Origin of the sequence: Geomicrobium sp. JSM 1781026, assembly GCF_041949955.1 — a bacterium.
In the GTDB taxonomy this organism is placed as follows: Bacteria; Bacillota; Bacilli; order Bacillales; family Marinococcaceae; genus Geomicrobium_A.
In genome coordinates this window covers 20,330-47,183 of sequence record NZ_JBHFQF010000008.1, presented here as the reverse complement: position 1 = coordinate 47,183, position 26,854 = coordinate 20,330, and the positions used below count along the sequence as shown (strand labels likewise).

The 26,854-nt window shown below is 43.9% G+C and carries 28 protein-coding genes; 17 read left to right on the top strand and 11 right to left on the bottom strand.

Features of this window, described 5'->3' with window-relative positions; translation table 11 throughout:
- Window positions 1-3 precede the first annotated feature (3 nt).
- The 3 genes from ACE1TF_RS14660 to ACE1TF_RS14650 form a co-directional block, all read right to left on the bottom strand.
- Window positions 4-441, bottom strand: a complete 438-nt coding sequence (locus tag ACE1TF_RS14660; protein ID WP_052364093.1) for a GNAT family N-acetyltransferase — start codon at window positions 439-441, stop codon at window positions 4-6.
- A gap of 12 nt (window positions 442-453) precedes the next feature.
- Complete coding sequence (locus ACE1TF_RS14655; RefSeq protein WP_375017813.1) at window positions 454-1,044, bottom strand: DUF6320 domain-containing protein; 591 nt, start codon at window positions 1,042-1,044, stop codon at window positions 454-456.
- Between the two features lie 71 nt (window positions 1,045-1,115).
- On the bottom strand, window positions 1,116-2,372 hold the full coding sequence (locus tag ACE1TF_RS14650; RefSeq protein WP_042403844.1) for a transferase family protein: 1,257 nt from the start codon (window positions 2,370-2,372) through the stop codon (window positions 1,116-1,118).
- A gap of 165 nt (window positions 2,373-2,537) precedes the next feature.
- Here ACE1TF_RS14650 and ACE1TF_RS14645 point away from each other — a divergent pair, with 165 nt between their 5' ends.
- Complete coding sequence (locus ACE1TF_RS14645) at window positions 2,538-3,272, top strand: MerR family transcriptional regulator (protein ID WP_375017811.1); 735 nt, start codon at window positions 2,538-2,540, stop codon at window positions 3,270-3,272.
- On the opposite strand, the gene ACE1TF_RS14640 is transcribed toward ACE1TF_RS14645, so the two are convergent.
- Entirely contained in the window at window positions 3,257-3,640 is a 384-nt protein-coding gene (locus ACE1TF_RS14640) for a hypothetical protein (RefSeq protein ID WP_042403845.1), read from the bottom strand. The two genes, ACE1TF_RS14645 and ACE1TF_RS14640, sit on opposite strands and share 16 nt — an antisense overlap.
- Before the next feature lie 270 nt (window positions 3,641-3,910).
- Between ACE1TF_RS14640 and ACE1TF_RS14635 the strand changes: the two genes are divergently transcribed.
- The gene (locus ACE1TF_RS14635; protein ID WP_042403848.1) at window positions 3,911-4,348 is read left to right on the top strand and encodes a GNAT family N-acetyltransferase; all 438 of its coding nucleotides are present in this window, start codon (window positions 3,911-3,913) and stop codon (window positions 4,346-4,348) included.
- Window positions 4,349-5,488: 1,140 nt separating this feature from the next.
- On the opposite strand, the gene ACE1TF_RS14630 is transcribed toward ACE1TF_RS14635, so the two are convergent.
- From ACE1TF_RS14630 to ACE1TF_RS14610, 5 genes are all read right to left on the bottom strand, one after another.
- Entirely contained in the window at window positions 5,489-6,556 is a 1,068-nt protein-coding gene (locus ACE1TF_RS14630; protein WP_375017809.1) for a DUF3900 domain-containing protein, read from the bottom strand.
- A 53-nt stretch (window positions 6,557-6,609) separates the two neighbouring features.
- Entirely contained in the window at window positions 6,610-6,960 is a 351-nt protein-coding gene (locus tag ACE1TF_RS14625; RefSeq protein ID WP_375017807.1) for a hypothetical protein, read from the bottom strand.
- A gap of 108 nt (window positions 6,961-7,068) precedes the next feature.
- Complete coding sequence (locus ACE1TF_RS14620; protein ID WP_375017805.1) at window positions 7,069-7,524, bottom strand: hypothetical protein; 456 nt, start codon at window positions 7,522-7,524, stop codon at window positions 7,069-7,071.
- Between the two features lie 208 nt (window positions 7,525-7,732).
- Window positions 7,733-8,389 carry a bacillithiol biosynthesis deacetylase BshB2 gene (bshB2, locus tag ACE1TF_RS14615; protein WP_375017803.1) on the bottom strand — a complete coding sequence of 219 codons (657 nt, stop codon included), beginning with the start codon at window positions 8,387-8,389 and terminating at the stop codon, window positions 7,733-7,735.
- Between the two features lie 13 nt (window positions 8,390-8,402).
- The gene (locus tag ACE1TF_RS14610; protein ID WP_375017801.1) at window positions 8,403-8,756 is read right to left on the bottom strand and encodes a YojF family protein; all 354 of its coding nucleotides are present in this window, start codon (window positions 8,754-8,756) and stop codon (window positions 8,403-8,405) included.
- Between the two features lie 123 nt (window positions 8,757-8,879).
- Here ACE1TF_RS14610 and ACE1TF_RS14605 point away from each other — a divergent pair, with 123 nt between their 5' ends.
- Window positions 8,880-9,641 (top strand): sulfite exporter TauE/SafE family protein, encoded by a 762-nt coding sequence (locus ACE1TF_RS14605; protein ID WP_375017799.1) that lies wholly within the window; start codon window positions 8,880-8,882, stop codon window positions 9,639-9,641.
- Window positions 9,642-9,656: 15 nt separating this feature from the next.
- On the top strand, window positions 9,657-10,025 hold the full coding sequence (locus ACE1TF_RS14600) for a DnaJ family domain-containing protein (RefSeq protein WP_042398153.1): 369 nt from the start codon (window positions 9,657-9,659) through the stop codon (window positions 10,023-10,025).
- A 1,518-nt stretch (window positions 10,026-11,543) separates the two neighbouring features.
- Here ACE1TF_RS14600 and ACE1TF_RS14595 read toward each other — a convergent pair.
- Window positions 11,544-11,849 (bottom strand): hypothetical protein, encoded by a 306-nt coding sequence (locus ACE1TF_RS14595; RefSeq protein WP_042398154.1) that lies wholly within the window; start codon window positions 11,847-11,849, stop codon window positions 11,544-11,546.
- A 235-nt stretch (window positions 11,850-12,084) separates the two neighbouring features.
- Here ACE1TF_RS14595 and ACE1TF_RS14590 point away from each other — a divergent pair, with 235 nt between their 5' ends.
- From ACE1TF_RS14590 to ACE1TF_RS14530, 13 genes are all read left to right on the top strand, one after another.
- Entirely contained in the window at window positions 12,085-12,960 is an 876-nt protein-coding gene (locus ACE1TF_RS14590) for a cation diffusion facilitator family transporter (protein ID WP_375017796.1), read from the top strand.
- Window positions 12,961-13,310: 350 nt separating this feature from the next.
- The gene (locus tag ACE1TF_RS14585) at window positions 13,311-15,011 is read left to right on the top strand and encodes a BCCT family transporter (protein WP_375018102.1); all 1,701 of its coding nucleotides are present in this window, start codon (window positions 13,311-13,313) and stop codon (window positions 15,009-15,011) included.
- Window positions 15,012-15,193: 182 nt separating this feature from the next.
- Window positions 15,194-15,322, top strand: coding sequence for a hypothetical protein (locus ACE1TF_RS14580; RefSeq protein ID WP_255357839.1), 129 nt, complete (start codon window positions 15,194-15,196; stop codon window positions 15,320-15,322).
- Between the two features lie 88 nt (window positions 15,323-15,410).
- Window positions 15,411-16,664 (top strand): threonine synthase, encoded by a 1,254-nt coding sequence (gene thrC, locus ACE1TF_RS14575; protein WP_375017793.1) that lies wholly within the window; start codon window positions 15,411-15,413, stop codon window positions 16,662-16,664.
- A gap of 14 nt (window positions 16,665-16,678) precedes the next feature.
- Window positions 16,679-17,131 (top strand): ASCH domain-containing protein, encoded by a 453-nt coding sequence (locus ACE1TF_RS14570; RefSeq protein WP_375017791.1) that lies wholly within the window; start codon window positions 16,679-16,681, stop codon window positions 17,129-17,131.
- Between the two features lie 204 nt (window positions 17,132-17,335).
- Window positions 17,336-18,502, top strand: coding sequence for an ROK family protein (locus ACE1TF_RS14565; RefSeq protein WP_375017789.1), 1,167 nt, complete (start codon window positions 17,336-17,338; stop codon window positions 18,500-18,502).
- Window positions 18,503-18,528: 26 nt separating this feature from the next.
- Entirely contained in the window at window positions 18,529-19,551 is a 1,023-nt protein-coding gene (locus ACE1TF_RS14560) for a Gfo/Idh/MocA family protein (protein WP_375017787.1), read from the top strand.
- Complete coding sequence (locus tag ACE1TF_RS14555; protein ID WP_375017785.1) at window positions 19,548-20,516, top strand: Gfo/Idh/MocA family protein; 969 nt, start codon at window positions 19,548-19,550, stop codon at window positions 20,514-20,516. Before ACE1TF_RS14560 ends, ACE1TF_RS14555 begins: the two co-directional genes overlap by 4 nt.
- A 14-nt stretch (window positions 20,517-20,530) precedes the next feature.
- Entirely contained in the window at window positions 20,531-21,352 is an 822-nt protein-coding gene (locus tag ACE1TF_RS14550) for a sugar phosphate isomerase/epimerase family protein (RefSeq protein WP_375017783.1), read from the top strand.
- Between the two features lie 15 nt (window positions 21,353-21,367).
- A complete protein-coding gene (locus ACE1TF_RS14545; RefSeq protein ID WP_375017781.1) occupies window positions 21,368-22,330 on the top strand; it encodes a Gfo/Idh/MocA family protein in 963 nt (320 codons plus the stop codon).
- A gap of 21 nt (window positions 22,331-22,351) precedes the next feature.
- A complete protein-coding gene (locus tag ACE1TF_RS14540; protein WP_375017779.1) occupies window positions 22,352-23,614 on the top strand; it encodes an ABC transporter substrate-binding protein in 1,263 nt (420 codons plus the stop codon).
- Window positions 23,615-24,547, top strand: a complete 933-nt coding sequence (locus ACE1TF_RS14535) for a carbohydrate ABC transporter permease (protein ID WP_375017777.1) — start codon at window positions 23,615-23,617, stop codon at window positions 24,545-24,547. It begins immediately after the preceding gene.
- Window positions 24,548-24,564: 17 nt separating this feature from the next.
- Window positions 24,565-25,377, top strand: a complete 813-nt coding sequence (locus tag ACE1TF_RS14530) for a carbohydrate ABC transporter permease (RefSeq protein ID WP_042398176.1) — start codon at window positions 24,565-24,567, stop codon at window positions 25,375-25,377.
- 19 nt (window positions 25,378-25,396) lie between these two features.
- Here the strand turns inward: ACE1TF_RS14530 and cls are convergent, their stop codons facing one another.
- Window positions 25,397-26,839, bottom strand: coding sequence for a cardiolipin synthase (cls, locus tag ACE1TF_RS14525; RefSeq protein ID WP_042398179.1), 1,443 nt, complete (start codon window positions 26,837-26,839; stop codon window positions 25,397-25,399).
- Window positions 26,840-26,854 lie beyond the last annotated feature (15 nt).

Below are 26,854 nucleotides of genomic sequence, written 5' to 3'. Positions count from 1 at the left end.
TTTTTAATTTAGCGCTCTTCCCCAACCATTGGCGATTTGTATGAACTGTTGTGACTCATAAAACTGTTGTGCAGGCAGACGCTCGTTGCGGTTGCCTGTATTGACAAAAAGCTGGTCTGCCCCGAAGCTTTTGCCCCAATCCTCTGCAGCACATAAGAGCTTAGAAGCTATACCTTTTCCGCGATGGTTCTCATCGGTGACTAAGGTGACGATACGAACATATGTCGCGTCTTTTTCATAATACATGCTCGCATGTAGGCCAATCATGCCGAGTATTTCTTTGGAGTGGTGTTCGTGAGTTACATAAGTTCGATAATCAGGGTGTGTGGAGAATTTTTGTAAACGTCGTTCCATACGTGAAGTGTTCGTTAGGTAGCCTAATTGGGTCATCAAATCAGCTAGGTAACAAGCGTCATCTGCTGTTGCTAGACGTACATTCATTAAAAGCACTCCTTAAATATGAAACCGTCGGACGAATTCATTACGCATCGTACGATTTGCGAATAGTGCCATGCCAATAAGGGTAAGCAGCGCATAAAGTGCAGTGATTGCGCTCGGCCATAAGACGAGCGACAGAGAGCTTAAGAACAATAAAACAGGCATAAAGCCAAGAACGATCATCGTCATCATGTACCCTAAGTATTCTCGCCACTTCATCGGTTTGTTTAGAATGATAATCGTAACGATTAATGTTGCACTGATGACGAGAAAAGGGATGACGTAGTGGATCGACCAACGGGTCGCACCTGCAGCAGTATCGAGTACAATGAGCATCGCCGATAGTGCGAGCACTTGAAATATAATTTTTGAACCTGCGTGTGCACGGGAGAGTATCGTGTGATTGACGAGAAGAAGTACGTACAGCACAGGTCCAACAATATAAAATACCCAGAGCACGTCCGGTGTTGTGAGCAGGTTAATTAACAGAGAGCCGCTAATGATTAAAAGAGCGATAAATAGTGTGACTTTCTGTTTCATGTATCGTTGTTTTGAGCGATTATGGTAGACCGGATAATGATCGGCGAGTTGTTCTTCTTCAGTCAATTTCCGGCTGCATAGTGGGCAGACTTGCTGTTGAGTTTGCACTTGACAGTGTTCGCAATGCTGCAAGGAAATCATCCTCCGTCATTTGAGTAAACTTCGACATCGATCCCTGATATTTCCACAAGTTGCGTGAAGAAAGCACGGATCACATCGCTTTCCTCAATCGACCGAGCGAAAGAAATAACAAAGCGGTCGTTAATTGAGCATATTCCCCCGTTTATGGGGCTTTTTCTCGTTGGATACATCACCATTTCCATCTGTTCAATCGCTGTGCTCACGTCTTTTGGCAAAGAAATGTTGCCGATGTTCGTGAGCGTGAGCGTTTTCGTTCGCTCCCCGTAACTTTTGTAGCCGTAGCGAATGGCTTGATATTTCAATATCGCTGGCACGAACCGTGCGGTGAGCATGTTTTGCAATTTCACATGGTGGTTCAAACCTTGCTGCAACTTCTCTTGCTCTGTTTTTTTCTTTAATTGTTCTACAACTTCTGTATGAATCATTTCCAGTGATGTTTCTTCGGTCACTTCCATTCCAACATTCACGACCGCAAAAAAATTACGCAATGACTTGGAAGGGAAAATCGACCGTAAATTCACGGGGATGGCAATTTTTATTGGTTCACTACGGTTTCGAAATCGGAGCTTTTCACGATAAATACTCATAATTAAGACCGAAGTAAGGTAGGTAGTGATTGTACCATTTATTGTTTTCGCTGCTTTTCGTAGTTCAAGTGCACTCATCACCCCGTGAATCACTACGGTCTCTTCAATCGGTTTTCCTTTTATTTGGTAGGCGTTTTCTTCCTTCGTTCGTTTCGATGAATCGCTAGACTTGTAGTTCTGATAACTATCATCAAGCTCATACTCGCTAGGTGTACCCGATACATCAATGACTGTACCGTCATTGTTCGGTTGTTCACCCGTTTGATTCAAGTAGTCAAAGACGAGTGCTTTTAGAAACTCAAGTGCTCCTGTACCGTCCGTTACCGAATGAAAGAACTCTACAGAGATTCGCTTTTTGTAATAGAGCACGCGAAATAAATACCCGTTCGTCTCAATCGGGTCGACAGGTGAGCACGGAAATGTCGATTCTTCTTTAACGAATAATTTCTTGTCGTTCTCAACGAGAAAATCCCAAAACACGCCACGACCTAATTTCACTGCGAACATCGGAAATCGCTTCATTACATGATCCAATGAGGTTTGCAGCTTGTCCGGTTGTACGTGTTCGTTCATGATCATCGCAATGCGAAACACAGATGAATTCGCACGTTCAGATACAGCATGAAAGACTTTCCCGGCATTATCAATTTTATACCACTGGTCCATCATGCACTCCCCCGAATGTGTTTATTGTTATCATAGCATTTCCAACTCGCTAACAACATTCACATTTCGAGAAAAAATAGTCAAACAAAAGAGCTGATCAATTCAATTTGACACGTTTTGTACAATGATAGGGAATGAGTAAAGGTTAAAACAGGGGTGAATTCAATGTACACGATCGGCACACTGTCCAAAAAAACGGGAGTCACCATCCGTACGTTAGATTATTACGACCAGATTGGCTTACTATCTCCTCATAACAAAACAGAGGGAGGGCATCGTTTATATAGTGATGAAGAAGTGTTCAGACTAGAGAAAATACTCTCGCTGAAATTTTTAGGGCTGTCGCTCGAGACGATACAGACGTTCATGAATGAACGAACAACCACGTGGGAAGCTGAATTATCCAGGCAAATGCGAATGGTGCAACAACAAAAAGAACGGCTAACCCAAATTGAAACAGCGATTCGCAGTGTGCTCTACTCAGTGAAAGTTGAACATGACGTAAACTGGGCTGTCATTTTTCAAGTGATGAATCTTTATCAAGAAGGGGTGATGCCTGCGGACGATACATTGAACCAATACCTTAATAATGAGGAAAAAGAAAGAATGCTTTCTATAAGTTATGATCAACAGTCGGAAGAGCAATGGCTCGCGCTTATTCAAGACATTCGTTCTAATCTTCACGAATTGCCGACTTCTAACGTAGCTCAGCAATTGCTTGACCGTTGGCTAGAGGGCACGTACGAGATGTATGGTGAGGATGAGCAATTCCTTGGCAAAACGTGGGACATGATTGCCAATGAGAGTGAAAGTATCCTGTTCTATCCAATGACTAAAGAGGTTGTGGAATTCATTACTGCTGCTATGCATGTGAGGGACAAGCCTCACCACCAACTGTAATAAAGTAGCCGAGCATCGCTTTTAAAGTTAAACAAAGCTAAGATGGTTTTGCACACTTGTGCCGTATACGAAACATCTTGGTAATACCATTCGTCATAGGAAGTCTCTCCAAAAAAAGGACCAGCTAGGGCGGGCAACGTGTAATGGGAAGTGGAGGGGTCATTTAACGTCTCCGAGCATACGTGAAGTAAGTGTTCAAGTTGTTCTCGGCTGACAGGGTACATCTTGCAGTCATCTTGTTCATTTTGAACGTTCTCAACAAACCAGCGATGAATGTGATTGGCTTTGCGCCAATAAGCAATCTCTTCATGGTATACACCATCAAAATCATTTCTCTTTTCAACGACTAAATACATATCTAATCCCAAATAATCACCTCGTCTTTTTCGTATTCCAAGGACAGGTGTGCATAAAGGGCAAAAGGTTGGGGATAAAGGATCGCAAAGTTGAGGGTTTGAAGAAGTAACAGCTTGAGGTAAGTAAGTCGTGCGAAGGTGACTCACTGACTATTATAAATGTTCGGTTATTGATTGTGTAGAGGACAAACTACAGATTTATCTGGATAAAAACTAAACCATGAATAATGTGTATGACCGAGGTTGTAGGGGAAATAGATAAAAGGGATGAGGAGGGGTTTCATGATTACATATGTGCAGGCGACGGCAGATGATTTTGATAAGCTATTAGCACTGCGGACGACAGTGATGGCTGAAGATTTCAAGCGACACGAAATTGATGTAGATCGAACGAAGTATTATTTCGCCAAAGCTTTTCAGCCGCAATACACATCGATACTGATGATTGAAAATGATGAAATTGGTTGTGTTTCAGTACAACCAGGTGAAGGTGGGGAAGATGAGCTCAAGCACTTTTATCTGTACCCAAAGTTCCAAGGTTATGGGTACGGAACAGACGTATTAAAGCGAATTATCCGTGAGCAGAGAAAGAATGGGCGAAACCTCACACTGCACGTGTTCAAAGGAAGCGAAGCCATTCCTTTATACAAAAAACACGGATTTAATGTCGTTGAAGTAGGAGATTTCACCGAACGTCTTAGACTTTCGGTAGTCGAGTAACTGGGTGCAAGTACGGTGGGGTCTGCCCGGTTATGTTAGGTAAAGAAGGGTTTCTAGTGCTTGGCAGAAAACGGGCAGTCCGTTAGAGAGCGCCAAAAAGGCTTCTTCTCCAGAGAATAACAAATGTTCTCTGTTGGATTGAACTTTACACTGGCAAATCATTTAAATTACATGAACCGTCACGTTTGTTTCCGCATCGATTTGAGCGGGCCATGATAGAGGCAAACCCCGACATTCAAGTATATGGAGGAATTTGGGCTTGGTTCTGTTCTCTACATAGGTTGAGGTGGTTTTTACTCACATAAACGCTTGGTTGTACACCGTTTGTGGATTTTTAGGAGAACGGCGAGCTAGTTAAGTTAAACGAAAGAATTTCTTCAAGAACCCATAGTAAGCTTCTGAAAGTGGAACTGTTCTCGAATTGAGGCAGAACTGTTCTCAAGTTGGTAAAAATAGCAGGAAAAGCAGTTTATTCTCATAAAATAGGGAGTAGAATGAGCAAACTTGGGAATAGATTACCGGGTCACGTGTACATCCCCGCCCCAAAGTACCGAGCATCCTGTCGGCGCGAGCCGCGCCGAACCGAGTTCGATTTGGCTTCGGCCCCGCTGGGGCCGACGTGTCGTTGGCACTTCAGACTGGAATCTGCGCTCCAGTTGGAACAAACTGCGCAAAATAGCACCGAGCTACCCCCCACCCAACAGTGCAAATCAAGAAAATGCTAAGTTCATTCCATATAGATCGTCAAGTATTTGGTAAAATCGACCTTTTTACCGTGATCTAGACCATTTTGGGCATGATCTAGATCGCCGATCTCCTAGAAAATACCAATACTTAGTGTCCATCCAAAGTAGACACAGGCTGCACCATGTTACACTTATAGTCTGGAGTACATAGAAAACACGGTGGCTGTTTTTTGGCCACCGATGTTGCACTTGTGCTTTGGAGTGTAAAGAAAACACGGTGGCTGTCTTTTAGCCACCGATGTTGCGCTTATAGTCTGGACTGCCTAGAAAACACGGTGGTCGCCTTTTGACCTCCGATGTTGCCCTTGTACTCCGGACTGCAACCATCCGCCTGCAGTGGAAAGCAACAACAAACTGAGTAATTAGGAAAATGTTACGTTTATTCTTTATAGACTTAGTCGGCAGAGCGGTCATTCATCTTTTTAATTAAGGAATAGATGTCTTCAGGTTTGTAAAACTCGACGGGTGTAGCGCCTTTTTCGAATGTAAGCTCATCGGCTTCGGCGATGAGTACATATCGTCCGTTTAGTTTTGCGATGTGTAAGCTTTCGCCAAAGTCGGCAAGCAAGCCTTTAACTTCAGTTTCACCGAGCTTTACCTGAATCCGGGCTTCAGGGGTTTGTTCAACGATTTGCGCGGATGCTTCGACGACTTGATGGGTTTCAAGGTGCTCATTGATTTCACGCTTATCGCTCGTTTCCCACTCATCGAGGGAGCGCTCCCAGTTCACTTTCTCTTCGCTTTCTTCTGTAAAGCTCTCTGAAATGTGCTCGGTCATCATTTCCTTCACCTGTTCTCTCATCATGACGGGGACGCTGTCTCCGTACTCAACAAATGCGAGGAAGTCTTGGAAGTAACGAGCATGAGAGGCTTGGTGAATCTTCAGCTCCGCAGGTTGAACCATTCCTTCTTCAATCATGAACGGATATTGAATCGACTTCATATTTTTCGTAGTGATGGCGTACTCGATCTTTCGCAAAAGCGTCGATTCATCGCTAATGGACGCCACTTTTGGTTCGAAATCACATTTTAAGATGAAAACGAACTCGTCGGAAAAATACTTTTTAGGCACAGCGGAAGCGACGAGAAATACACCGCCACGAACCGCAGCAGTCTCCGTGTATAGTTTTGCGAAGGCGTTGCTATGTTCGGTGAAAACGTCGCTCGTTTCTGCACGGATCGTCTTTTGAAACAACGCGTAATTCGGGTTCGAATCAAGAGGATAGTCGGCCTCTGTTAGAAACCGCCCAATTTTCGTTGGTACTTGATCAGACTTCGGATGGTGCTCTGCTTTTCGTTTGACAATTTTCTTTAACTCACCGTCGAGAAAGTCCTTCAGTTCACTTTCGTCAAACTGGTCTTGGTCTAAGGTTTGGTAATGTTTATAGTAACGGCTCGCGTCATCGCCACTACCCTCAACTTCAATCACATAAAATGATAGAAACTTCACATTAAACTCCATTTAATCCCACCTCTTGATGTACGCAACAAGTATACGCACAGAAAAGGGACAAATCAATGGATGAATAATGGAATATAAATAAAGATCCCAAGCAATGAAATGACAGAAAGAAGTAGAATTCCTTTCCAACGTTTCCGTCTAAGGATGAGAGTGGAGACGATCATCCCTTGGATGAAAATTAGCGTAGCGCCACTGACCGTCAAAAATATTGAACCGAGAAATGCTCCTCCAATGTTGATGAGTATACCGAGAGGCATTAGACCGATGAGTAAAATGAGGGACGGGCTTGTTTTAATTTTTTGAAGAATTTCTTTGCGTTGTTCTTCCGAAAATGTATCAAATTCAACGAGGGCAAACCATCCAGTAATCATAAGAATGGCGCCAGTCACAGTAATCGCTCTCATTAAAAAACCTCCTAGAAATGGTTTTTCCATTTGTGGAGGAGTTCAAACGTGAGGTGTAAACGTTTGGCTGTTCAACGCTTTGTTGAACAGCCATAAATGATTGTGTTGTTAGTGGCGAGCGGCATCACGAACCGCTTGGTTTCGTTCAAAGTTGGTTAGATTCGTACTAGCATTAAATGGAGCAAGAGTATCTTGGTCTAACGGTCGATACCGAACATGGAACTCTTCATCGTAATCAGAAGATTCCTCTTCAGTAACGACTTGCATTCCCCTAATCCAAGTCTCGAGATCATAGTTTCCTCGTTCAATAATTTCTGCTAGCATCGTCAGCGATTGGGTGAGTTCAGCTAGACAGTCAAGGCCATTGCTTAAAATGATGCCTTTGCGTCGTGCTTTCTGCACAGAATGTTCCATTCGATAGGAATTTTGCTGATACCGGAAATCAATCGAACAGCCAATTCGGTCCCAGTTAAATTGGAAATCTTTAATTTTTAGTCGTTTCATCGTCTTCAGAAGTTTACGTTCGTACGAATTTTGTTCTTTTAACGGTACCCATTTCAGCAATCCTCTCACCTTCCCTCTCTTGTTATTACACATTTCTCCAAGAACTGAACATCCCCTCTAAATAAGTTTTTACACAAATCGACGGTTTCTAGCATTGCACGGTCGCAAAACGCGAAATGTCTATCGGGGAGAAGGTTTTCATAGAAAGTAGAATTCGACAAAAAAGCGAGAAACCGTCAAAATAATGACAGCTTCTCGCTTTTAGAATTTATTCATCATCAAACGTATACGTGTGAAATCGTTCATTCTCAAGACGTTCCACGGCCTCTTTATTTCCTTCGCGATATAACCGCTCATGCTCAGGAAATGTCGCGCCGAACTGCGAGTAATGAGCTTTTAACGTTTGAATTTTTTGTTCGATATACGGTTTGATCGAGTAAACCACATCTGGGTTGTCCTTTGTGATCGCCACGCCCCAAAACCGTGGGCGTGTTTCTTTTGGCATTGCAGCTAGAGCATTTTTAACAGCTTCCGCTGTTGCATCATGGTCAGGGTGCACACCGTGTTCGGGATAAAATGAGATGACGACGGAAGGGTTTAATTCTTGTACAAGGTCCGTTACAACCCTTTCCAATACGCCATCTTCAAGAAACTCCAATGTTTTATCACGAAAACCCATCATTCGTAGGTCGGTGAGTCCCATCGCTTTTCCCGCTGCAAGTAACTCCCGCTCGCGAATCTCGCGAAGTGATTCACGGTTTGCGATTGGCGGATTCCCAACGTTCCTCCCCATCTCACCGAGAGTAAGGCAAGCGTAAGTGAGCGGTGTTCCTGTGGCAACTTGTCCTGCCATCGTCCCGGACACCCCGAAAGCTTCGTCGTCCGGATGTGGAAAAATGACAAGGACATGTGTTTCATCGTGCATGTTCAATTCCTCCTTAGTCATATTGAAACGGTTGCTCAGACAATTCAAGTGTGACCGCAATTTTTCCGTCTTGATTGAGGCCGGCAAGAATGAATTGTCCGTTTTCATTAACTTCGTAGTGGGTGAGCCCCTCGCCGTAGATCCAGCCAATTGGCAGTTCTAAACCGACGCGGTAAGGACCATCGCCGCGTATTTTTCCTTGCTTGTACTGAACGTTGGCATTGCGAATGTATGCACTAGCGGAGAAAAATGATTGATCAAAGTGCGAAGCATACGCGCCGTTCGTCGTTTCCAAGTGCAAGTAAAGATCTTTTTCAGCGTATTCTTCAATGAGACGCTGAACGTCTTTAGCATTGATTGGTTTCACAGTATTGCCTCCAGTCTAAACAGTTCTTTCGTGTATTATATACGTTGTGCGGACAAAATCCCAATTCTGAGCTTGAGATTTGTGTGATATAGTAAACGAACAGCGAAGATATGAGGGATGTATGTGGATTTACAATTGTGGTCGTATCTCATTATATTTATTGTCGGCATTGTAGCCGGGGTGATTAATACGGTTTCTGCTGGTGGGTCACTCCTAACGTTGCCAATGTTGATTTTTTTAGGATTACCATCATCGGAAGCGAACGGAACAAATCGTGTAGCCATCGTCGTGCAAAGCATCACATCGGTGTTAGCCTTTAAAAAGCGCGGGAAGCTTGAAACGAAAGTGAGTTCTCTCGTGGTGTTGCCTGCAATCGTTGGATCCATTCTTGGATCGATGGCAGCGGTAAATATTAGCGATGGATTGTTTCAAATCATCTTAGCGATCACGATGGTCGTCACGATATTTTTTATCGTTTGGGACCCGACAAAACGGTCGGGAAAAGAAATGAACCTCTCGCTAAACCGTAAAGCGTTAGGCGCCTTGTTATTTTTAGCGATTGGGTTTTATGGTGGATTCATTCAAGTTGGTGCAGGGTTTTATATCGTACTTACAGCGATGTTTATTTTTCAATTGTCGTTTATTCATGCGAACAGTGTTAAAGTGTTAGTAACGGGTGCGTACATATTCGTGTCACTGCTCGTTTTTGGCTTAAATGGAGAAGTGAACTGGTGGCTCGGCCTCGTACTGGCATTAGGAAATGCAACGGGCGCGTGGATTGGAAGCCAGATTATTATGAGTTCACAAACGAAATGGATTAAGTGGATTTTATTTGCTACGGTTCTAGTCATGGCTGCACGTTTACTTTATGAAGCACTAGTTTAAAAGTGGGGTGTACAGATGTCGGATAAGTGGGATCGAAAAGTCGAATCTTCAATTCGCCAAGCAAAAGAGCAAGAAGATTTCCACAAGCTAAAAGGGCACGGAAAACCATTGTCAGACGAGTATTTAAAGGGCGATACGTTAAACGGGATCTTGAAAAATGCCAACTATGTCCCGCCTTGGCTCGAGTTTCAGCATGAGATTCGCGACGATATTAAAGCAGTCATTGACGAGCAGAAAGTGCTCACAGAGTCGCAAAAGGAGCAACGGCTCGGTGAAGTAAACGAAAAGATTAAAAAGTACAACCGAATGGTACCCGTTCCGTCACTGCAGAAGATGAGAATCTTCGCCGAATCAATGGAACGTCAATATGAAAAATGGAAATAGGTGAGGCGGTCCGATACGTGGGCGGCCTTTTTTAGTGTTTATTCTAATCTGGAGTTTGCAAGGGATGATATGTTTCGTAGGCGTTAGACAAATTTAATTACAGATACGATCTAGGATGGACTCTAGAGAATTTCCTGATGTGGGCTATTGAGTTTTTGATTTCAACTACAGGAAGACCAGCCTAAACTCCTCGGTCTTACGGCAAGGTCACTGAACAAAAGCGTTTCACTCCCTAAGTTACTCGTTAACGCGAACCAGCGGGTCCGGCTCGTGTGGGGATTTCAACTAGATAGGTTGAACTAAAGAATTTCTTTTAGAATCAATGGGTAGCTTGGTAAAGTGGAAACTGTGCTCAAGTTGGGACCGAGCTGTTCTCAAGTTGAAGAAATTCGCAGGAAAAGCGGTGTATTCTCATAAACTAGGGAACAGTTCACAAAGTCATGTGCACATCCCCGAACCGAAGTACCCACAAGACGTCGGCGCGGTTCGCGCCGAACCTAGTGCGGTTGCGTTTCGGCCCCCGGCGGGGCCGACGTGTCGTTGGCACTTAGCTTGGAATCTGCGCGCAAGTTAGAACAAACTGCGCGCAAGTTTGATGATATCGGCGCTAAAATCGGTGAAAAGCGCAAACTTGCGCGTAGATGGGGGAAACTAGCGCGCAGAATGGCACCGCGCTACCCCTCCAACCCTCCAACCCAACAGTGCAAGTGAAGAAAATCTTAAGTTCATTCTATAAAGATCGTCAAGTATTTGTGGAAATCGACCTTTTAACCGTGATCTAGACCATTTTGGGCGTGGTCTAGATCACCGATCTCCTAGAAATTACCAATATCGAGCCTCCATCCAAAGTAGACACAGCGCCGATGTCCCCTTATGCTTTGGAGTGCATTCACCTGCAGTAGAAAGCAACAATTGTACATTTAGGAAATTGTTTAGTTCATTCTATATTCATGGAGCGTTGCAATCGCAAATTATCCCATCATAGAACCGTCTATGTGGGAATATCGCCTTTCTATGTGGGGATTTCTGATAAAAATTGTTCCTCATTGAAGTAAATTCCATCATAGACAGGGTCTACGTGGGATTTTCTATTTTTAGCAAACAAAACACTGTTATACATTTTTCCATTTCCTTTTTTCAGTGAACTTCTTACGAGCTGCGGGGTCTAGCCTTGGAGCTTCTTTCGCAAGCGTCACCGCCGTTCATTCCAATCAACGGTACTGAATAGGCGACGTTTTCGGACTAGAGGTCCTCAATGGTGAAACTGAACGGAATTTATAAAATTTGGACACTACGACCAGTCATAGAAGCCATTCTTTGCTACATCTACGGTGAACGATGAACATCGATCGTCGGTGACGTTGAGCTTTTAGCGTTAACCGCTCGTTTACCATTAGGCTCGTGATGAATATCTCTAGTTTATCGTATGTTGATGTCAAAATTCTGTTGGCTTACAACAAATGCGACAAACTACGCTCGACACCTACCGTATATTGCGTAAAAAATGATGCATCGAATTCAGCGTAAAGGTAAAAGAATCGTTGTGACCAACTCCGCTCCAATCGGCAGTGCGCCCCACATAAGCAGTAAAGACGTGATGGTTAAGCTAAGCTTTAACGCCGGAGAATTACTCTTTACGATAGCTCTAACAACGTACAAGCCCAAACCAATTGCCCATACAGCCATGATGAAGAAAAATTCCGGTGCGACAAAGGTTTCCGGACTGTTGCTCTCAGAAATAAATCCTGCAGCGAACCAAGAACTAAATAATAGTGAAACGATGCAAGTAATGATGACGTTTATGATCATAATGAGATGATACATTGTAACCCCTCCTTATGCACCGTAAGAATATATAATTTAGATTATTTCAAATAAAAACACGGAATGGAAGCTATGATGATGTAAGAGTACAAAAACGGTGCATAGTTTTTTGCCCACTTGCAACAATATATATGTGCATCAACTTGTCTGCGGGTAGCGAAGAACGTTGCTGTAGACCCACTCATATAGCGATTGCTACGATGCATATACATAGTCTGTTGGAGGAGGATGACTAATGGGACGATATGAACGATTGCGAGAAGGGGAGAAAGGTGCTTGGTTAAGCATTGCTACGTACCTTGGTCTAGCTGGAGTGAAACTCACAATTGGCTACATGTTTTTCTCTCAAGCGTTAATAGCAGATGGCTATAACAATGCGGCAGATATCGTCGTTTCAATTGCTGTCCTCATTGGGCTTCGGATTTCGCAAAAGCCTCCAGACCAGGACCATCCTTACGGGCATTTTCGCGCTGAGAGCATTGCAGCACTACTTGCAGCGTTTATCATTATGGTTGTTGGCTTCCAAGTCTTATGGGGGGCAGGAACATCATTATTTGGAGAGACGAGGACTGAATCACCGAACCTCATTGCAGCCTGGGTAGCGATCGGAGCGGCAGCGATAATGTTTGCCGTATCGTGGTATAACAAACGTCTCGCCAAGAAGATTAATAGCCAAGGGCTACTTGCTGTATCAAAAGACAATCGCGTGGATGCATTTGTTAGCGTTGGGGCATTTATTGGGATTATTGCGGCGTATTTTCATTTAGGATGGGTCGATTCATTAGCTGCACTCATCATCGGTCTTGTGATTTGTTATACAGCTTGGCACATTTTTCGTGATGCGGCCCACTCACTGTCAGATGGGTTTCACGAAGAAGATTTAACGCCGTACCGTGCGACGATTGAAGAATTAGAACATGTACATGGATTGAAGATGATTCGGGCACGAAAGCTAGGTAGCTCGATCCACGCTGACGTCGTTATTGAGGTCGAACCCCACCTGAGTGTAGAAGATAGTCATGAAATCGCTACTCAGATTGAAAACAACTTAAAAAATGAACATGAAATTGATCATACAAATGTGCATGTCGAACCTAAACGTAAAAAGTAACGAACAACGGAAAAGCGTATTCAATAGATGAAGTAATGACTTCGGGGTCTATGAAAAAATAAATGAATATACAGGGCAAGGATGTAAGTGTTTACAGCAAGATTCGCATGTTTACAACTTCACAAACATGTGAGAAAATGTCGCTTGTGCTCATTGACATATGGAAAGATTTGTCGAATATAGGTTTAAAGTCGGTTGAAAAAAGGGAAACACCTATAACTGTTGTTTCATACTTTCACGTAAAAAGGAGAGGATATGAACGACATACTCGTTTGGGTTGTACATAATTTACCGTCTTTTTTCAATCCAAATTGGTTAATAATATTCCAAAGACGATCTAGAGGAGGTTTATTGTGAAAAATAGCAAATTAAGTATTGTCTTTTGGGTCTCTCTAGCGATTGCTGGCGTTTTTATTCTTTGGGGAGTTTTCCTTCCTGACAATGTAGAGGCAGTATTAGGATTTATTGATGGATTTTTAGCAAGTAATTTTGGTTGGGTATACATTATCGGGACGACGTTATTTGTGCTCCTTGCGTTGTTTCTCGTATTCGGCCCTTACGGGAGAATTCGATTAGGAAAGCCGGATGAAAAGCCGGAATACAGTTATTTTACGTGGTTTGCATTTCTCTTTACAGCAGGGATGGGTGTAGGACTTGTATTCTTCGGAATTTCAGAACCACTTACCCACTTCCATAATCCGCCTTCAGTCGATCCGGCGTCGATGGCTGCTGTGGAAGAATCAACAAGGTACACACTTTTTCATTGGGGTTTCCATCCATGGGCTACATACGCCATTGTTGCCTTGACTCTTGCGTATTTCAAGTTCCGTCATCAAGCACCTGCACTCATTAGTTCGGCATTTACACCACTTATTGGTCAGCGCGCTCAAGGTGGCCTTGGACATAGTATTGATATACTTGCAGTGTTTGCGACGATCTTTGGTATTGCGACTTCATTAGGTCTAGGTGCATCGCAAATTACCGCCGGTCTAAGTTACACATTTGACGGCATTAATAATACAACGACGACGACGATGATCGTTATTCTCGTTGTGACTGTCATCTTTATCGTTTCAGCAACGACCGGTGTTGATAAAGGTATTCGTTACTTAAGTTGGATGAACATCGTAGTTGCGATTGCCTTAATGCTATTAGTATTCATCTTAGGCTCATCTATTCAGATGATGGAATCCTTCACAACGACGCTAGGAAGTTACATTCAGAATATACCTAGCATGACGCTTGGAATGAATGCTTTTGAAGGGGATCGTGAGTTTTTAAATGACTGGACCTTGTTCTATTGGGCTTGGTGGATCGGTTGGTCTCCGTTTGTAGGTACATTTATCGCCCGCGTTTCTAGAGGGCGGACGATTCGCGAGTTTGTTATCGGTGTAACCGCCGTGCCTGTGTTGTTTAGTGCCGTATGGTTCTCCATCTTTGGCGTTGCAGCTATTGAGATGGACAATGCACTCGGTGGTGGATTGTACGACATCATTAGCGATCAAGGGAATGAAGTTGCCCTCTTTGCTTTCTTAGAGCAATATCCGTGGAGCCCTGTCATTATGGGTGTCGCGATTTTGCTTGTTTCCTCATTCTTTATTACATCGGCAGATGCAGCGACTTTTGTTTTAGGGATGTTAACGACCGGTGGTCGACTAAATCCTCAAGTTAAAGTTAAAGTAATCTGGGGTGTGATCCTTTCTGCTACAGCGGCTGCATTGCTTCTGTCAGGTGGATTGCAAGCATTAGAGATGGCGATGTTAATTGCCGCCTTCCCGTTCACATTTGTCGTCTTGCTGATGGCGGTGTCCTTACTCAAAGCATTGAGTGGCGAGTACGACATTCTAAGGCTTGAGAGTAAGCATAAAGAATATGAACCGACATTCCTTGAGGAGTCAAAAGAAGAGCTCAAAGAAAAACGTGAAGAGTTTGAGCAAGGAATGCCCGAAGAGATGGTCGACGATACAGAAGAAGAATTAAATGAAGCAGACGAAGAAGCAAAAGAAGAAAATGAAGAAACCGACGAGGATGAATCCGAAGATAAGAAATAACGTGCCAGCTAGTACGTTCAGTCGGTATCTGGTTGATTAATAAAAAGCGTGTAAGGATGATCTTAACTCCTTGCACGCTTTTTTTATTTGACACGTTGTTTTCATTATTTATTGGAAAAAAGTGTAACCCTTACCCGCAGAGAGCGACAGACCCACTAGGAAGAACAAAGGAGCTCTGACGGATGAGAAAGAATAAATGGTTCATTGCATTTTCTTTGCTAATTGCAATGGCGGCCAGTTGCAGTGTCGAAGCAAATCAAAACAATGTGAATAACAAGCAACCATCCGAAGTTATCGAATTAAAACAATAATCCAATTCTGAAAATATCCATTGCTTTATGAAACAACCTTTCTTATGCTAGAAGGAACTAGCAAAAGCAAAGGTGGCGTCTGCTCAACATGAAATTACAATGTGTCGATTGCAAAAATACATACTCAATGGATGATTTTCAATACCAATGTGAATGTGGCGGGCTTTTTGACATCGTCCATAACTTTAATGGTGTGGATACAGAAAAATTAAAACATACGTTCCAAGAACGGTTAGCTGAGCGAATGACGCCATTAGCAAGCGGAGTGTGGCGCTACAAAGAACTGATTTTCCCTGAAGTACAAGAGGAACACATGGTGACGAAGTACGAAGGGAATACCGGGCTATATCAGTCTGCACAGGTGCGTACGTATACAGGGATGAAAGAAAACGTCTTACTTAAAGCTCAAAGTGAAAATCCAAGTGGTTCCTTTAAAGATAATGGCATGGCGGTTGCAGTTTCTCACGGAAGAAGCCTTGGATATAATAAATTTACGTGTACGTCTACAGGCAATACTTCATCATCGCTTGCGATGTACAGTTCAATGGCAGGATGTAAATCATACGTGTTCGTCCCGAATAAGAACATCTCGATGAACAAAGTGATGCAAACGATCGCTTACGGGGCGAAAGTATTTAGTACAGAGGGTAAATACGATGAAGGTATTGAGTTTTTGCAGCAATACAGTGAGGAACTTGGTCTTTATGTATGCAACTCCATTAATCCGTTTCGCATCGAAGGCCAAAAAAGCATTGTCTTTGAGATCGCCCAATATTTAAATTGGAAGTTGCCTGACTGGATCGTTGTTCCAGGCGGAGCACTTAGCAATAGTACAGCTCTAGGCAAAGGCTTGCAAGACTTATACGAACTAGGATTTATCGACAAACTGCCACGAGTGGCAATTGTGCAAGCGGAGGGGGCAAGCCCTTTTCACCGGATGATGGCGACAGGTTCACCATATGAGCCTGAACGTGAGCCAAATACCGTTGCCAGTGCGTTAAATATTGGCAACCCGCCGAGCTGGAAAAAAGCAGCGCGGGTGCTAAAGGAAACTGACGGAGTAACCGTTGCAGTTACCGATGAAGAAATTCTCAATGCAAAAGCTGTCATTGACCAAAGTGGTATAGGGTGCGAACCCGCATCTGCGGCGACAGTTGCCGGTCTCAAAAAGCTCGTCGATCACCAAGCTATTGATAAAGAAGAGCAGGCGTTATGTATTCTAACTGGAAATATGTTGAAAGATACAGACGTCTTAAAGAAATATCATACCGAACAACATGTGTTTAGCAACCCGATTGTTGAGACGCTACTAACAAAAGAAGAAATCGCAGCAGAACTATAGAGAGAAATGAATCAATGATGATTGAACAATTTTGGAACGAGTACAAGAAGCAAAACCCGAATGCGCCTGAAAACCTTCCAGAAGCGTGGAGTTTTGGCAGTGGGGCAGATATGGCCGATGAATTGTTAGGACTTGTACTTGCAGGCAAAAAGACAGCAACTTGCTCACTTCATGTTTTATATGAAATTGATGATGAGGCAATCCCAGAAGTGGGAGGGTACAATATCATTCTCAATGGAGCGGGGGAGCCGCACGTCATTACCCGTCAGACATCTGTTGAATTCATCCCATTTAACGAAGTTGACGAAGAATTTGCTCGCGCTGAAGGAGAAGGTGATTTAAGTTACTCGTATTGGCATGATGGACATGTTCGATATTTTTCTAATCTACTTGAAACGTATGGTCGAACGTTTGACCCAACGATGTTAATCGTATGTGAACGATTTGAGTTGTGTATGACTAGGTAAGATCATTAGCGTCGCAAGGAACCCCCTTGTGACGTTTTTATTATGTACTTTTTATTGTGTCTGTTGGAAGTTGGGTCTTAGGTCGTCATTAGCACCGAAATTTTATGCTATTCAGAAAAATACTAGACAGTTAAACCGACTTCCTGTACTATACTTTTTAAAGTTAATGTTAAAAGATCGGGAAAGGAGTGGATACGTGTTCGCATGCTGAATCGAATTGCATCGCAAGTGTTTCATACTATTCGTTTACAGAGAAAAGCATCAAAAAACCTCATCAGTGTACAAAATGATGTGAGTGCAACGACAGTAAATACGGTCGTTCAAAACCTATTAGAAAACAATTTCATTCAAGAAGATGGCATCGGTCACTCGACAGGTGGAAGAAAGCCGCTGCTTTATAAAGTGAATGATGATATTCGATATGTGATCTGTGCTTCTTTAAAAGATCATACGATGACGTTTGCTAAAGTGTCGCTTGGAGGCATTGTTCTTGATCGATTTACGAGCAGTGTGCAGTCGTTAACTGGGGAAGCGTACATTCAGAATTTTTTACAACAGCTCGACCAATTTATCGCTCATTTGGACGATTGTATGGCGATTTCGGTCATTTTGCCAGGTGTCATTGAAGCCGATCGTGGTGTAGTGCTGTACAACGCACAACTTAAAATTTATGAGTACCCATTAAAGCAATCGCTTCAACAGCTTTACGCGGTCCCTATTTATATCGAGAACGATACGAATTCATTTGTTACAGCGGAGCGTTACATGGGCGCTTTGCATGAAGAGAATATGCTCTACGTTACGATTGGCGATGGTGTGGGTGGAGGCTTACTCGTCAACGGCTCCATTCATCGAGGTCAACACGGTGCGGCAGGAGAAATTGGACATATGACCGTCGTTCAAAATGGGGTGTTGTGCTCATGCAACAACCGTGGTTGTTTAGAAAGCTATGTGAGTTGGCCGGCTATACGAGGCCGAATCATTTCCTTATTAATGGCAAGAAGATCAGAGACGTGCCTACATGAATGGGTGGATGATCAATATGAGAAGATTACACCGGAAATGTTTATTCGAGCCGTGCAAAACGACGATCCTCTTTCCATTGTCATTAACAATGAAGTCGCGGAATATGTGGCAACCGCGTTTATTAATGTTCTTCACTTGTTAAGCCCGGATACGATTGTATTAAGCGGCAAAGTCGTACAAGGGAATGATCAGTTGGTCACGAGAGTTCAACAAATTGTAGAAGAGAGGAAGTTGCCGGCGCTAGCTAGCAAAACGAATATTAAACTTACGTCTTTGAGTGAGGAAGTTGAACTCTTTGGGGCACTATCTGTCGCTTGTTCTGATCAAATTCCATTAGCTCAATAGCAAATCAATTATTAGGAGGGGAACGTATGCAACGTACACTTGTTATCGGATTAGGAACGATGGGTTCGGTTCATACGAAAGCGATCTATGAGATGCCTGACGCAGAACTTGTTGGAGTCGTGGACCGTAATCTAGAAAAGCGCCAACAGTTTTCAGAACGTTATGAAACAAATAATTATGAAACATTTCAAGAAGCGCTCACACAATTAAACGAACGTATTGATGTGGTCTCCATTTGTCTACCGACCGATGAGCACCCAGAATACGTCAAGCAAGCCGCTGATGCGGGCATTCATGTGATTTGTGAGAAGCCGATCGCAAGAACACCAGAATTAGCGAGAGAGTTAATTGATTATTGCAAAGCAAAGAAGGTTCAATTATTTGTTGGACATGTCGTCCGCTTTTTCCAAGAGTACGTTGAAGCAAAGCAAGTGATTGATTCAGGAGCGATTGGCAAGATCAACGTTGTTCGGACAAGGCGTGGTGGTGCATTCCCGCAAGTACCGAGTGATTGGTACAGTGACTACTCAAGGAGCGGTGGACTTGTTCTCGATACAATTATCCACGACTTTGACTTTTTACGCTGGTGTTTTGGAGATGTTACACGGGTGTATGCAAAGAGCATTGCTGGAGCCAAAGGCGTAAATGAGAAAAAACGGGACTATGCATTGGTGACATTGCGGTTTGCAAGTGGCGTCATCGCTCATGTGGAAGGAACGTGGGCGCATCGCCAGTTTTCCACGGCTTTTGAGTTCTCCGGTACCGATGGAGTCATTGATTACGATAGTCAAAAACAAAAAGCCGTCATAACAGAAATTCACCAGACTGAAGGGAGTGGTGCTGGAGTTGCTGTCCCAGAAAGCCCGTTACAACTCTCCCCGTATGACCGAGAACTTAGACATTTTATATCCTGCATTGAAACCGGTTCCGAACCGGTCGTCACTGCTGAAGATGCGTATGAAGCCGTCGTGATTTCGCATGCTGCACTTGCATCTATTGCCGATGGTGACGTTGTGGAAATTACTGCAGAAGGAGTGAAGTCGTCATGAGAGTAGGAATTATAAGCTTTGCTCATGGGCATGCGAATGCATATGCCGATGCGCTCGTAAATATGGCAGAAGTTGAACTTGTCGGAATTGCAGATGATGACCGTGAGCGTGGCCGAGCGGCGGCTGATCGTTTTAAAACAGAGTACTTTTCTTCCTACGATGCATTGTTAAAGGCGAGCGTCAATGCTGTGATCATCACTTCAGAAAACAGCCGTCATCGTGAGCATGTAGAAGCGGCAGCTTTGGCAGGTGTGGCCGTGCTTTGCGAGAAGCCGCTTGCTCCTACAGCAGAAGACGCGAAAGCGATGATTAACGCTTGTAAAGAGGCAGGGGTCTTATTGCAAACCGCGTTCCCTGTTCGTTTTAATGAAGCGATTAAGCGTGCTAGAAATGTCATTCAAGAAGGTAAAATAGGAGAGATTGTCGCCATTAAGGGGACGAATCGCGGCAAAAACCCAGGCGGTTGGTTTGTTGACAAATCGTCTTCCGGCGGCGGAGCTGTAATGGACCATACCGTACACGTCGCAGATATTATCCGCTGGATTACAGAGAAAGAATTTACACACGTGTATGCCGAAATTGAACAATCTGCGAAGAGCGCGATCGACGACAGTGGCATCTTAACGATGACGTTGGAGGACGGATCTTTTGCGACGCTGGATTGCAGTTGGTCACGTCCGAGTAATTTTCCGACGTGGGGTGATGTCACAATTGAATTTATAGGAACGGATGGAACGTTATTTGTCGATGCTTTTGCTCAGAAATTCGATGTGTATCACAGCAATGGACTCCAATGGACGTTTTGGGGCGATGATATGGATGCAGCACTTGTTAAGGATTTTGTCGGTGCAGTTCGTGAAGACCTTGCACCTTCCATCACAGGGGAGGATGGGCTACGCACGGTAGAAGTCGCATTGGCGGCTTATGAATCAAGCAAACAAAAACGACCTATAGCCATTACGTAAAGGAGGCATCTGACATGCAAACGGGACTCAATCAATGGTGTTTTCCAGAAGGTACACCGCTTGAAGATGTGTTTTTATGGACGAAAGAAGCCGGCATGGGTGTTGTGGAGCTGAATGTTGGAGAGCCAGGCGGAGTCGGCCTAACAATGGAAACGACAGCCGAAGAAGCGACGGCCATCAAACGGTTGGCGGATCGTTATGCTATTCAATTGCGGAGCTTATCGACCGCACTTTTATGGAAAACTCCATTATCAGCAAATGATGGAAACCTTCGTGAAGAAGGCAAAGAGGTCGTGAGAAAGATGTTGGCCTTGGCTGACGTGATGGAGATGGAGACGATCCTCGTCGTCCCAGGCGTTGTTACAAAAGATGTATCCTATCGTGACTGTTATGAGCGTTCCCAAACGGCCTTACGAGAGTTGGCACCTTACGCTGAACGATCGAATACTTCCATCGGTGTAGAAAATGTATGGAATCGCTTCTTACTGTCTCCATTGGAGATGGCAGCGTTTATTGACGGTTGTGAATCCCCATTTGTCGGTGCATATTTTGACGTCGGTAATGTATTGCAGTTTGGTTATCCAGAGCAGTGGATTGAAATTTTGAATGAGCGCATTTTGAAAGTACACGTTAAAGATTTTAAGACGAGTACGGGGAACATTACAGGGTTTACCAACCTGTTATCTGGAGATGTGGATTGGAAAAAGGTGGCGAATGCTCTTAGAGAAATTGGTTATGACAGCACGATCGTGGCAGAACTTAGCCCGTATGACACATCAGCCAAAGCGTTGGCGATAGACACGGCCCATCATATGGATGTCATTTTTGGTCAGTGAGTTAAGGAGGATTGTATGAACAGACTTGGAATTGGTTTTATCGGTGCAGGTGGTGTTGCACGTGTGCACATGAAAAACATTGCCGATATTGAACATGCCAAGATTGTTGCGGTTACCGATATTCAAACAGAAGCTGCAAAAAGAGCAGCTTCTGAATACAATGCGCGAGCGTATGCAGATGCTGAGCAGATGATGGATAACGAGAACTTGGACGCAATTTTTCTTTGTGTACCACCGTTTGCGCACAGTGAATTGGAAGAAAAAGTTGTCGCTCGTAACATCCATCTGATGGTAGAAAAGCCGGTAGAACTCGAATTGTCTCGGGCAAAAGAAAAAGCAAAAATGATTGAATCTTCAGGGATTATTAATGCCTCGGGATATTGTTTAAGGTATTGGGATCTCGTAGCGAAGGCGAAAGAGCTACTCGGTAATCAAACAGTTGCGATGGTCAGAGGTCAATACTTGAGTTCGTTTGTTAACACACCGTGGTATCGGCATCAAGAAAAGTCCGGGGGGCAATTAGTTGAACAGTCCACGCACATTGTTGACCTTGTTCGCTACCTCGCAGGAGACGTTAAAACCGTCAGTGCTGACATGGCGCTAACGGTTTCCAAACACATTGAAGGATTGGATATTCCAGATGTGAGTTCAGTAAACATGCGCCTTCACTCAGGAGCCATCGCCAATCTAACGAGTACATTTACGCAGCCGGATCATCGCATGGGCATTGAGCTTCTCGGGAACGGATTTCGCATTGAAGTAAGCGGTCGTACGTTAACCTATGTCACCGCAGATGATACGAAGACGATTTCATCGTATGAAGATTTCTATAAAGCCCAGGATCAAGCGTTCATCGAAGCCGTGCGGCAAGGAGATCAGACACTCGTCAAAGCTTCGTATCAAGAAGGTGTAGACACACTTGCCGTCACACTTGCAGCGAATCAATCCTTTCAGACCGGCAAAATGATACACATCTAGTCAATTATAAGGAGGGTGGATATGCGTAAGAAAATCGGGTTGGCGTGTGCAGCTAGCGTGTTGCTCGTTTCTTGTTCAGGTGAAGAACGCACGCAAGATACGTTGCAAATTGCCCTGTGGGATGAGGATGCCGATGATGCGGTAACAGCCGCCATCGCTTCCTTTAATGAGATTCACCCAGACATTGATGTGCAAGTTACATATACCCCATTCGCACAATATTGGACGAATCTAAGTACAAGCATGGGTGCAGGCAGTGGTCCAGACCTCTTTTGGATGAATGCCGTCAACTTTCATCGCTATGCAGATTCTGGGTTAATTAAAGATCTCGATCCATTCGTTGAAGCGGACGCTGAGTACGATAAAGAAGACTACTATGAGAATGCTGTTGAATTATATAGCTATGAAGACTCTTTATATGCCGCACCTTATTTTGTCGATGCGATTGCGCTCGTTTACAACAAGGAAATGTTTGATGAAGCAGGTGTCGACTATCCAGATGAAACATGGACGTGGGATGACTTAGAAGAAGCCGGGGCAGCATTAACAGACGAAGAAGCAGGAGTTTACGGCTACGGGGCAACCATTACGAGTAATCAAAGAGGGTATTACAACCTCATTCATCAGGCAGGTGGCCAAATTGTGAGTGATGATGGACTGTATTCAGGCTTTGGTACAGAGGCTGCCTTAGAAGCGTTGCAATTTTCAGAGCACCTCATTGAAGAAGGAATCTCGCCTGGCGTACGCATGCAAATTGAATCAGCAATGACACAGCTTTTTCAATCTGAGATGGTCGCGATGTACCCAGAGTTGTCACCAATGCTCGGTGAGGTCGTTGAGACACTTGGAGATAAAGTCGAAGTGGCTCCTTTGCCCAGTCATAAAGAAGATGCTTCCATCATCCATGGCATTGGATGGGCGATGAACGAAGATGTCGTTGACCCTGATGTTGTCTGGGACTTGTTACGTGAGTTGACAAGCGAAACTGGAAATGCAGAAATTGCCGACAGCGGTTTTTCCACACCGGCGATGATTTCACAAGGAGAACGATGGTTGGAGTCCACCCCATCGGTCAATTTAGAAGTATTTCTTGAGGCACAAGAAACCGGTGCTCCTTACCCGGTGTCAAACAATACAGCCGAGTGGCAACGTGTCGAACAAACCGAGATTCAAGGCGCTTTCTTAGGTCAGAAGACGATTGAAGAAGCGTTAGAAACGGTTGCCAACGAAATGGATCAAATACTTCAAGAAGGTATTGATGTCGAGGAAGAGGGGGATGAGTAGATGGCGAACGTGGCAACGGAGCACCGTACAAGTACTCGGCACACGAAGAAAAAGAAGTTGCACGACCATAGGTTATGGGCAGTGTTGTTCGTCGGTCCAGTGTTTCTCGGGCTGTTCACTTTCTACATGATGCCTGCCCTTGCTTCATTTGGACTCGCCTTTACGTTTTGGGACGGGCTCACTGACCCATCTTTTGCAGGGTTAGATAACATCATCGCTCTTTTTAATAGTGATATCTTCATGCGTTCGCTCGTAAACACCATCATTTTTACAGGGGTGGCTGTCCCTGTCACCGTAACGTTGGCTACGATGATTGCGGTTTTGCTCAATCAACGAATTAAAGGCATGATCATTTATCGAACATTGTATTTCTTGCCCGTCGTGACGATGCCTGTAGCGGTAGGAATGGTCTGGTTGTGGCTTTATAACACCGAGTTTGGTCTGATTAACTATGTACTTGGAATCATCGGTTTACCTGAACCAGAGTGGCTCTTTAATCCAAACATCGCCCTTCTTTCGGTTATTGCCGTCTACGTATGGATGACGGTCGGTAACAGTGTCATTTTGATTCTCGCCGGTTTACAAGGGGTATCCACAACCTATTACGAGGCGAGCAAAATTGACGGGGCGTCAAAAATGAATCATTTCTTTAAGATTACCCTTCCGTTAATTACACCTACACTCTTTTTTGTGACGGTTACTTCAATGATTACGTCTTTACAAGTGTTTGACCTAATTTTCGTCATGATCGGTGACACACCTGCGATCGTCAATCCGATTCGGACGATTGTGTACGGCGTGTATGAATCTGGATTTATGTTAAGTCAAATGGGGTATGCATCCGCTCAAGCCTTCATTTTATTCCTTATGATTCTCCTCTTCACAATTATTCAGTTCTGGGGACAGAAAAAATGGGTGCATTATGATGCGTAAACAAGGGGGTACGAACCATGAAAAGTAAAATCTGGATTCATTTAATTTTGATTGTTGGCGCGGTTATCATGGTTGTTCCTTTCTTTTGGATGATCTCTACATCTTTAAAAACGTATGTGGAATCGGTTCAAATACCTCCAACAATATTGCCGAGTGATCCGCAGTTTTCAAATTATCTAGCCGTTTTCGAAAGTGCGGACTTCTTTCTCTATTATATAAATACGTTTTTAATGACAGCTGGGCGCACACTCGCACAACTGCTTCTCTGTTCAATGGCGGCTTATGCGTTTGCCCGTCTTGTGTTTCCATTTAAGAATACGATTTTCATTCTCATTTTGTCTGTCTTAATGGTACCGATGCAAGTCATTTTAATTCCTAACTATGCACTTCTCACAGAATTTGGTTGGGTAGATACGTTTTACGCATTGATTGTACCAGGCATGTTTAGCGCATTTGGGGTGTTCTTGCTTCGGCAATTCTTTATGGGCATTCCAAAAGAGTTGGATGAGGCTGCTCTTATAGATGGCTGTTCCCATTGGGGAATCTATTGGCGAATCATCTTACCAAATGCCAAACCGGCGCTTGTGGCGCTCGCCATTTTTACGATCTTAAACTCTTGGAATGACTTCCTTTGGCCGCTCGTCATGACCAACTCGGAAAGCATGCGGGTGTTGTCGGTCGGAATTGCTTCTTTCCAAGGCCAGTATAGTACAGACTTTCCACTTCTGATGGCAGCGGCTTTCCTCTCTACCATTCCGATGCTCATCATGTTTATCTTCTTACAAAAACATTTGATCGCCGGCATTTCACTCGGTGGTGTGCGCAGATAAACATCAGGCTGCTGCTCGTTTATAATAACGGAGACAGCAGCCTGGCAATGTTCTCTTTAATTCGAACCCAATTGGAGCGTTGTTCATATTCTTCCAATGTTAATTCATGGCAGTCGATGATGTCATCTTGAAACGTTGACTTCATTTTTATGGCCATGTCTTCGTCATACATAAACGTATTCACCTCGAAATTAAGACTCACACTGCGTACGTCCATGTTCGTCGTTCCAATTGTACTAATTCGGTCATCGACGACCATCGTTTTTGCATGCAGGAAGCCGCGATCATAAATATAAATCGTTGCACCGAGACGAAGTAATTCACCGATATGAAAGTACGTTGCCCAATAAATGAACGGATGATCGGGCTTGTTAGGAATCATGATGCGAACGTCAATCCCACTTAAAATCGCGACCCGTAAATTATCAAGTAAACCAATATCGGGAATGAAATAGGGCGTCTGAATGTAAATGTATTTCTTCGCATTCTGGATCATTTGGATGAAGCCATTTTTCACTTGATCGGTCTCAAAGCCAGGCCCGCTTGCAACAATTTGCATCGGTACACCGCCTTTTAATGATGAGGAGACCGGAACGGCATAATCTTCAAAAGCTTTTGACCTGTACTTCTTTCCTTTATTCCAATCCGAAATAAATTGATCGTGCAGATGGTGAACGGCGCTTCCGGTCATGCGCAAATGAGAATCTCGCCAATAGCCGAGCGCGCTATCTTCCGTGTTGTACTTATCCCCGATATTAAATCCGCCAAGGTACCCCACTTTTCCGTCGATAATTCCGAGCTTTCGGTGATTTCGGTGATTTAAACTGCCGTACGTGAACATCGAGCGCGGCGGGAAAAACGCGCGTGCCCTACCGCCTGCTTCTAAATAGTCACGCAAATAGCGCTTCGTAATCTTGTATGAACCGAGTCCATCGTACAACAACATGACTTGTACGCCTTGTTTTGCTTTGTCAGTGAGCAGTGAAATGAGCGTATCGCCAAGCTCATCTGTATTAATGGAGAAATATTGCAAATGAATGTAGTTCGTCGCGTCTTTAATATCTTGGAAAAGGGAAGCGAACTTTTGGTCACCGTCAGTCAAAAGGTCGACGGACTGCGCGTATGTCAGCGGTGCATGACTGTGCGTAAGATGCATATAGATAAGGCTTTCCAGGCCGTCCATGCTCGGTGACTTCCGGTACAATGTGTCTTCTTGAAATGCCTCTCTTTGATGGAGAAGTAAGCTGTTTGTTTTGAACAACGCATTCTCATTCCAAGAACTATTTCTTAATTCACGGCCAAAGATAAAGTAAAGGATTAACCCGATGACAGGGATAAAAAATAAAACCATTAACCATGCCCATGTTGCCTGAGCACTTTTTTGTTCTCGAAAAATAATAATAAGGCCAAAAATAATATTTAAAAGTAAGATGCTTAAAAAAACAATTGCAGGCCAAGACATGCTTCTTTTCACCCT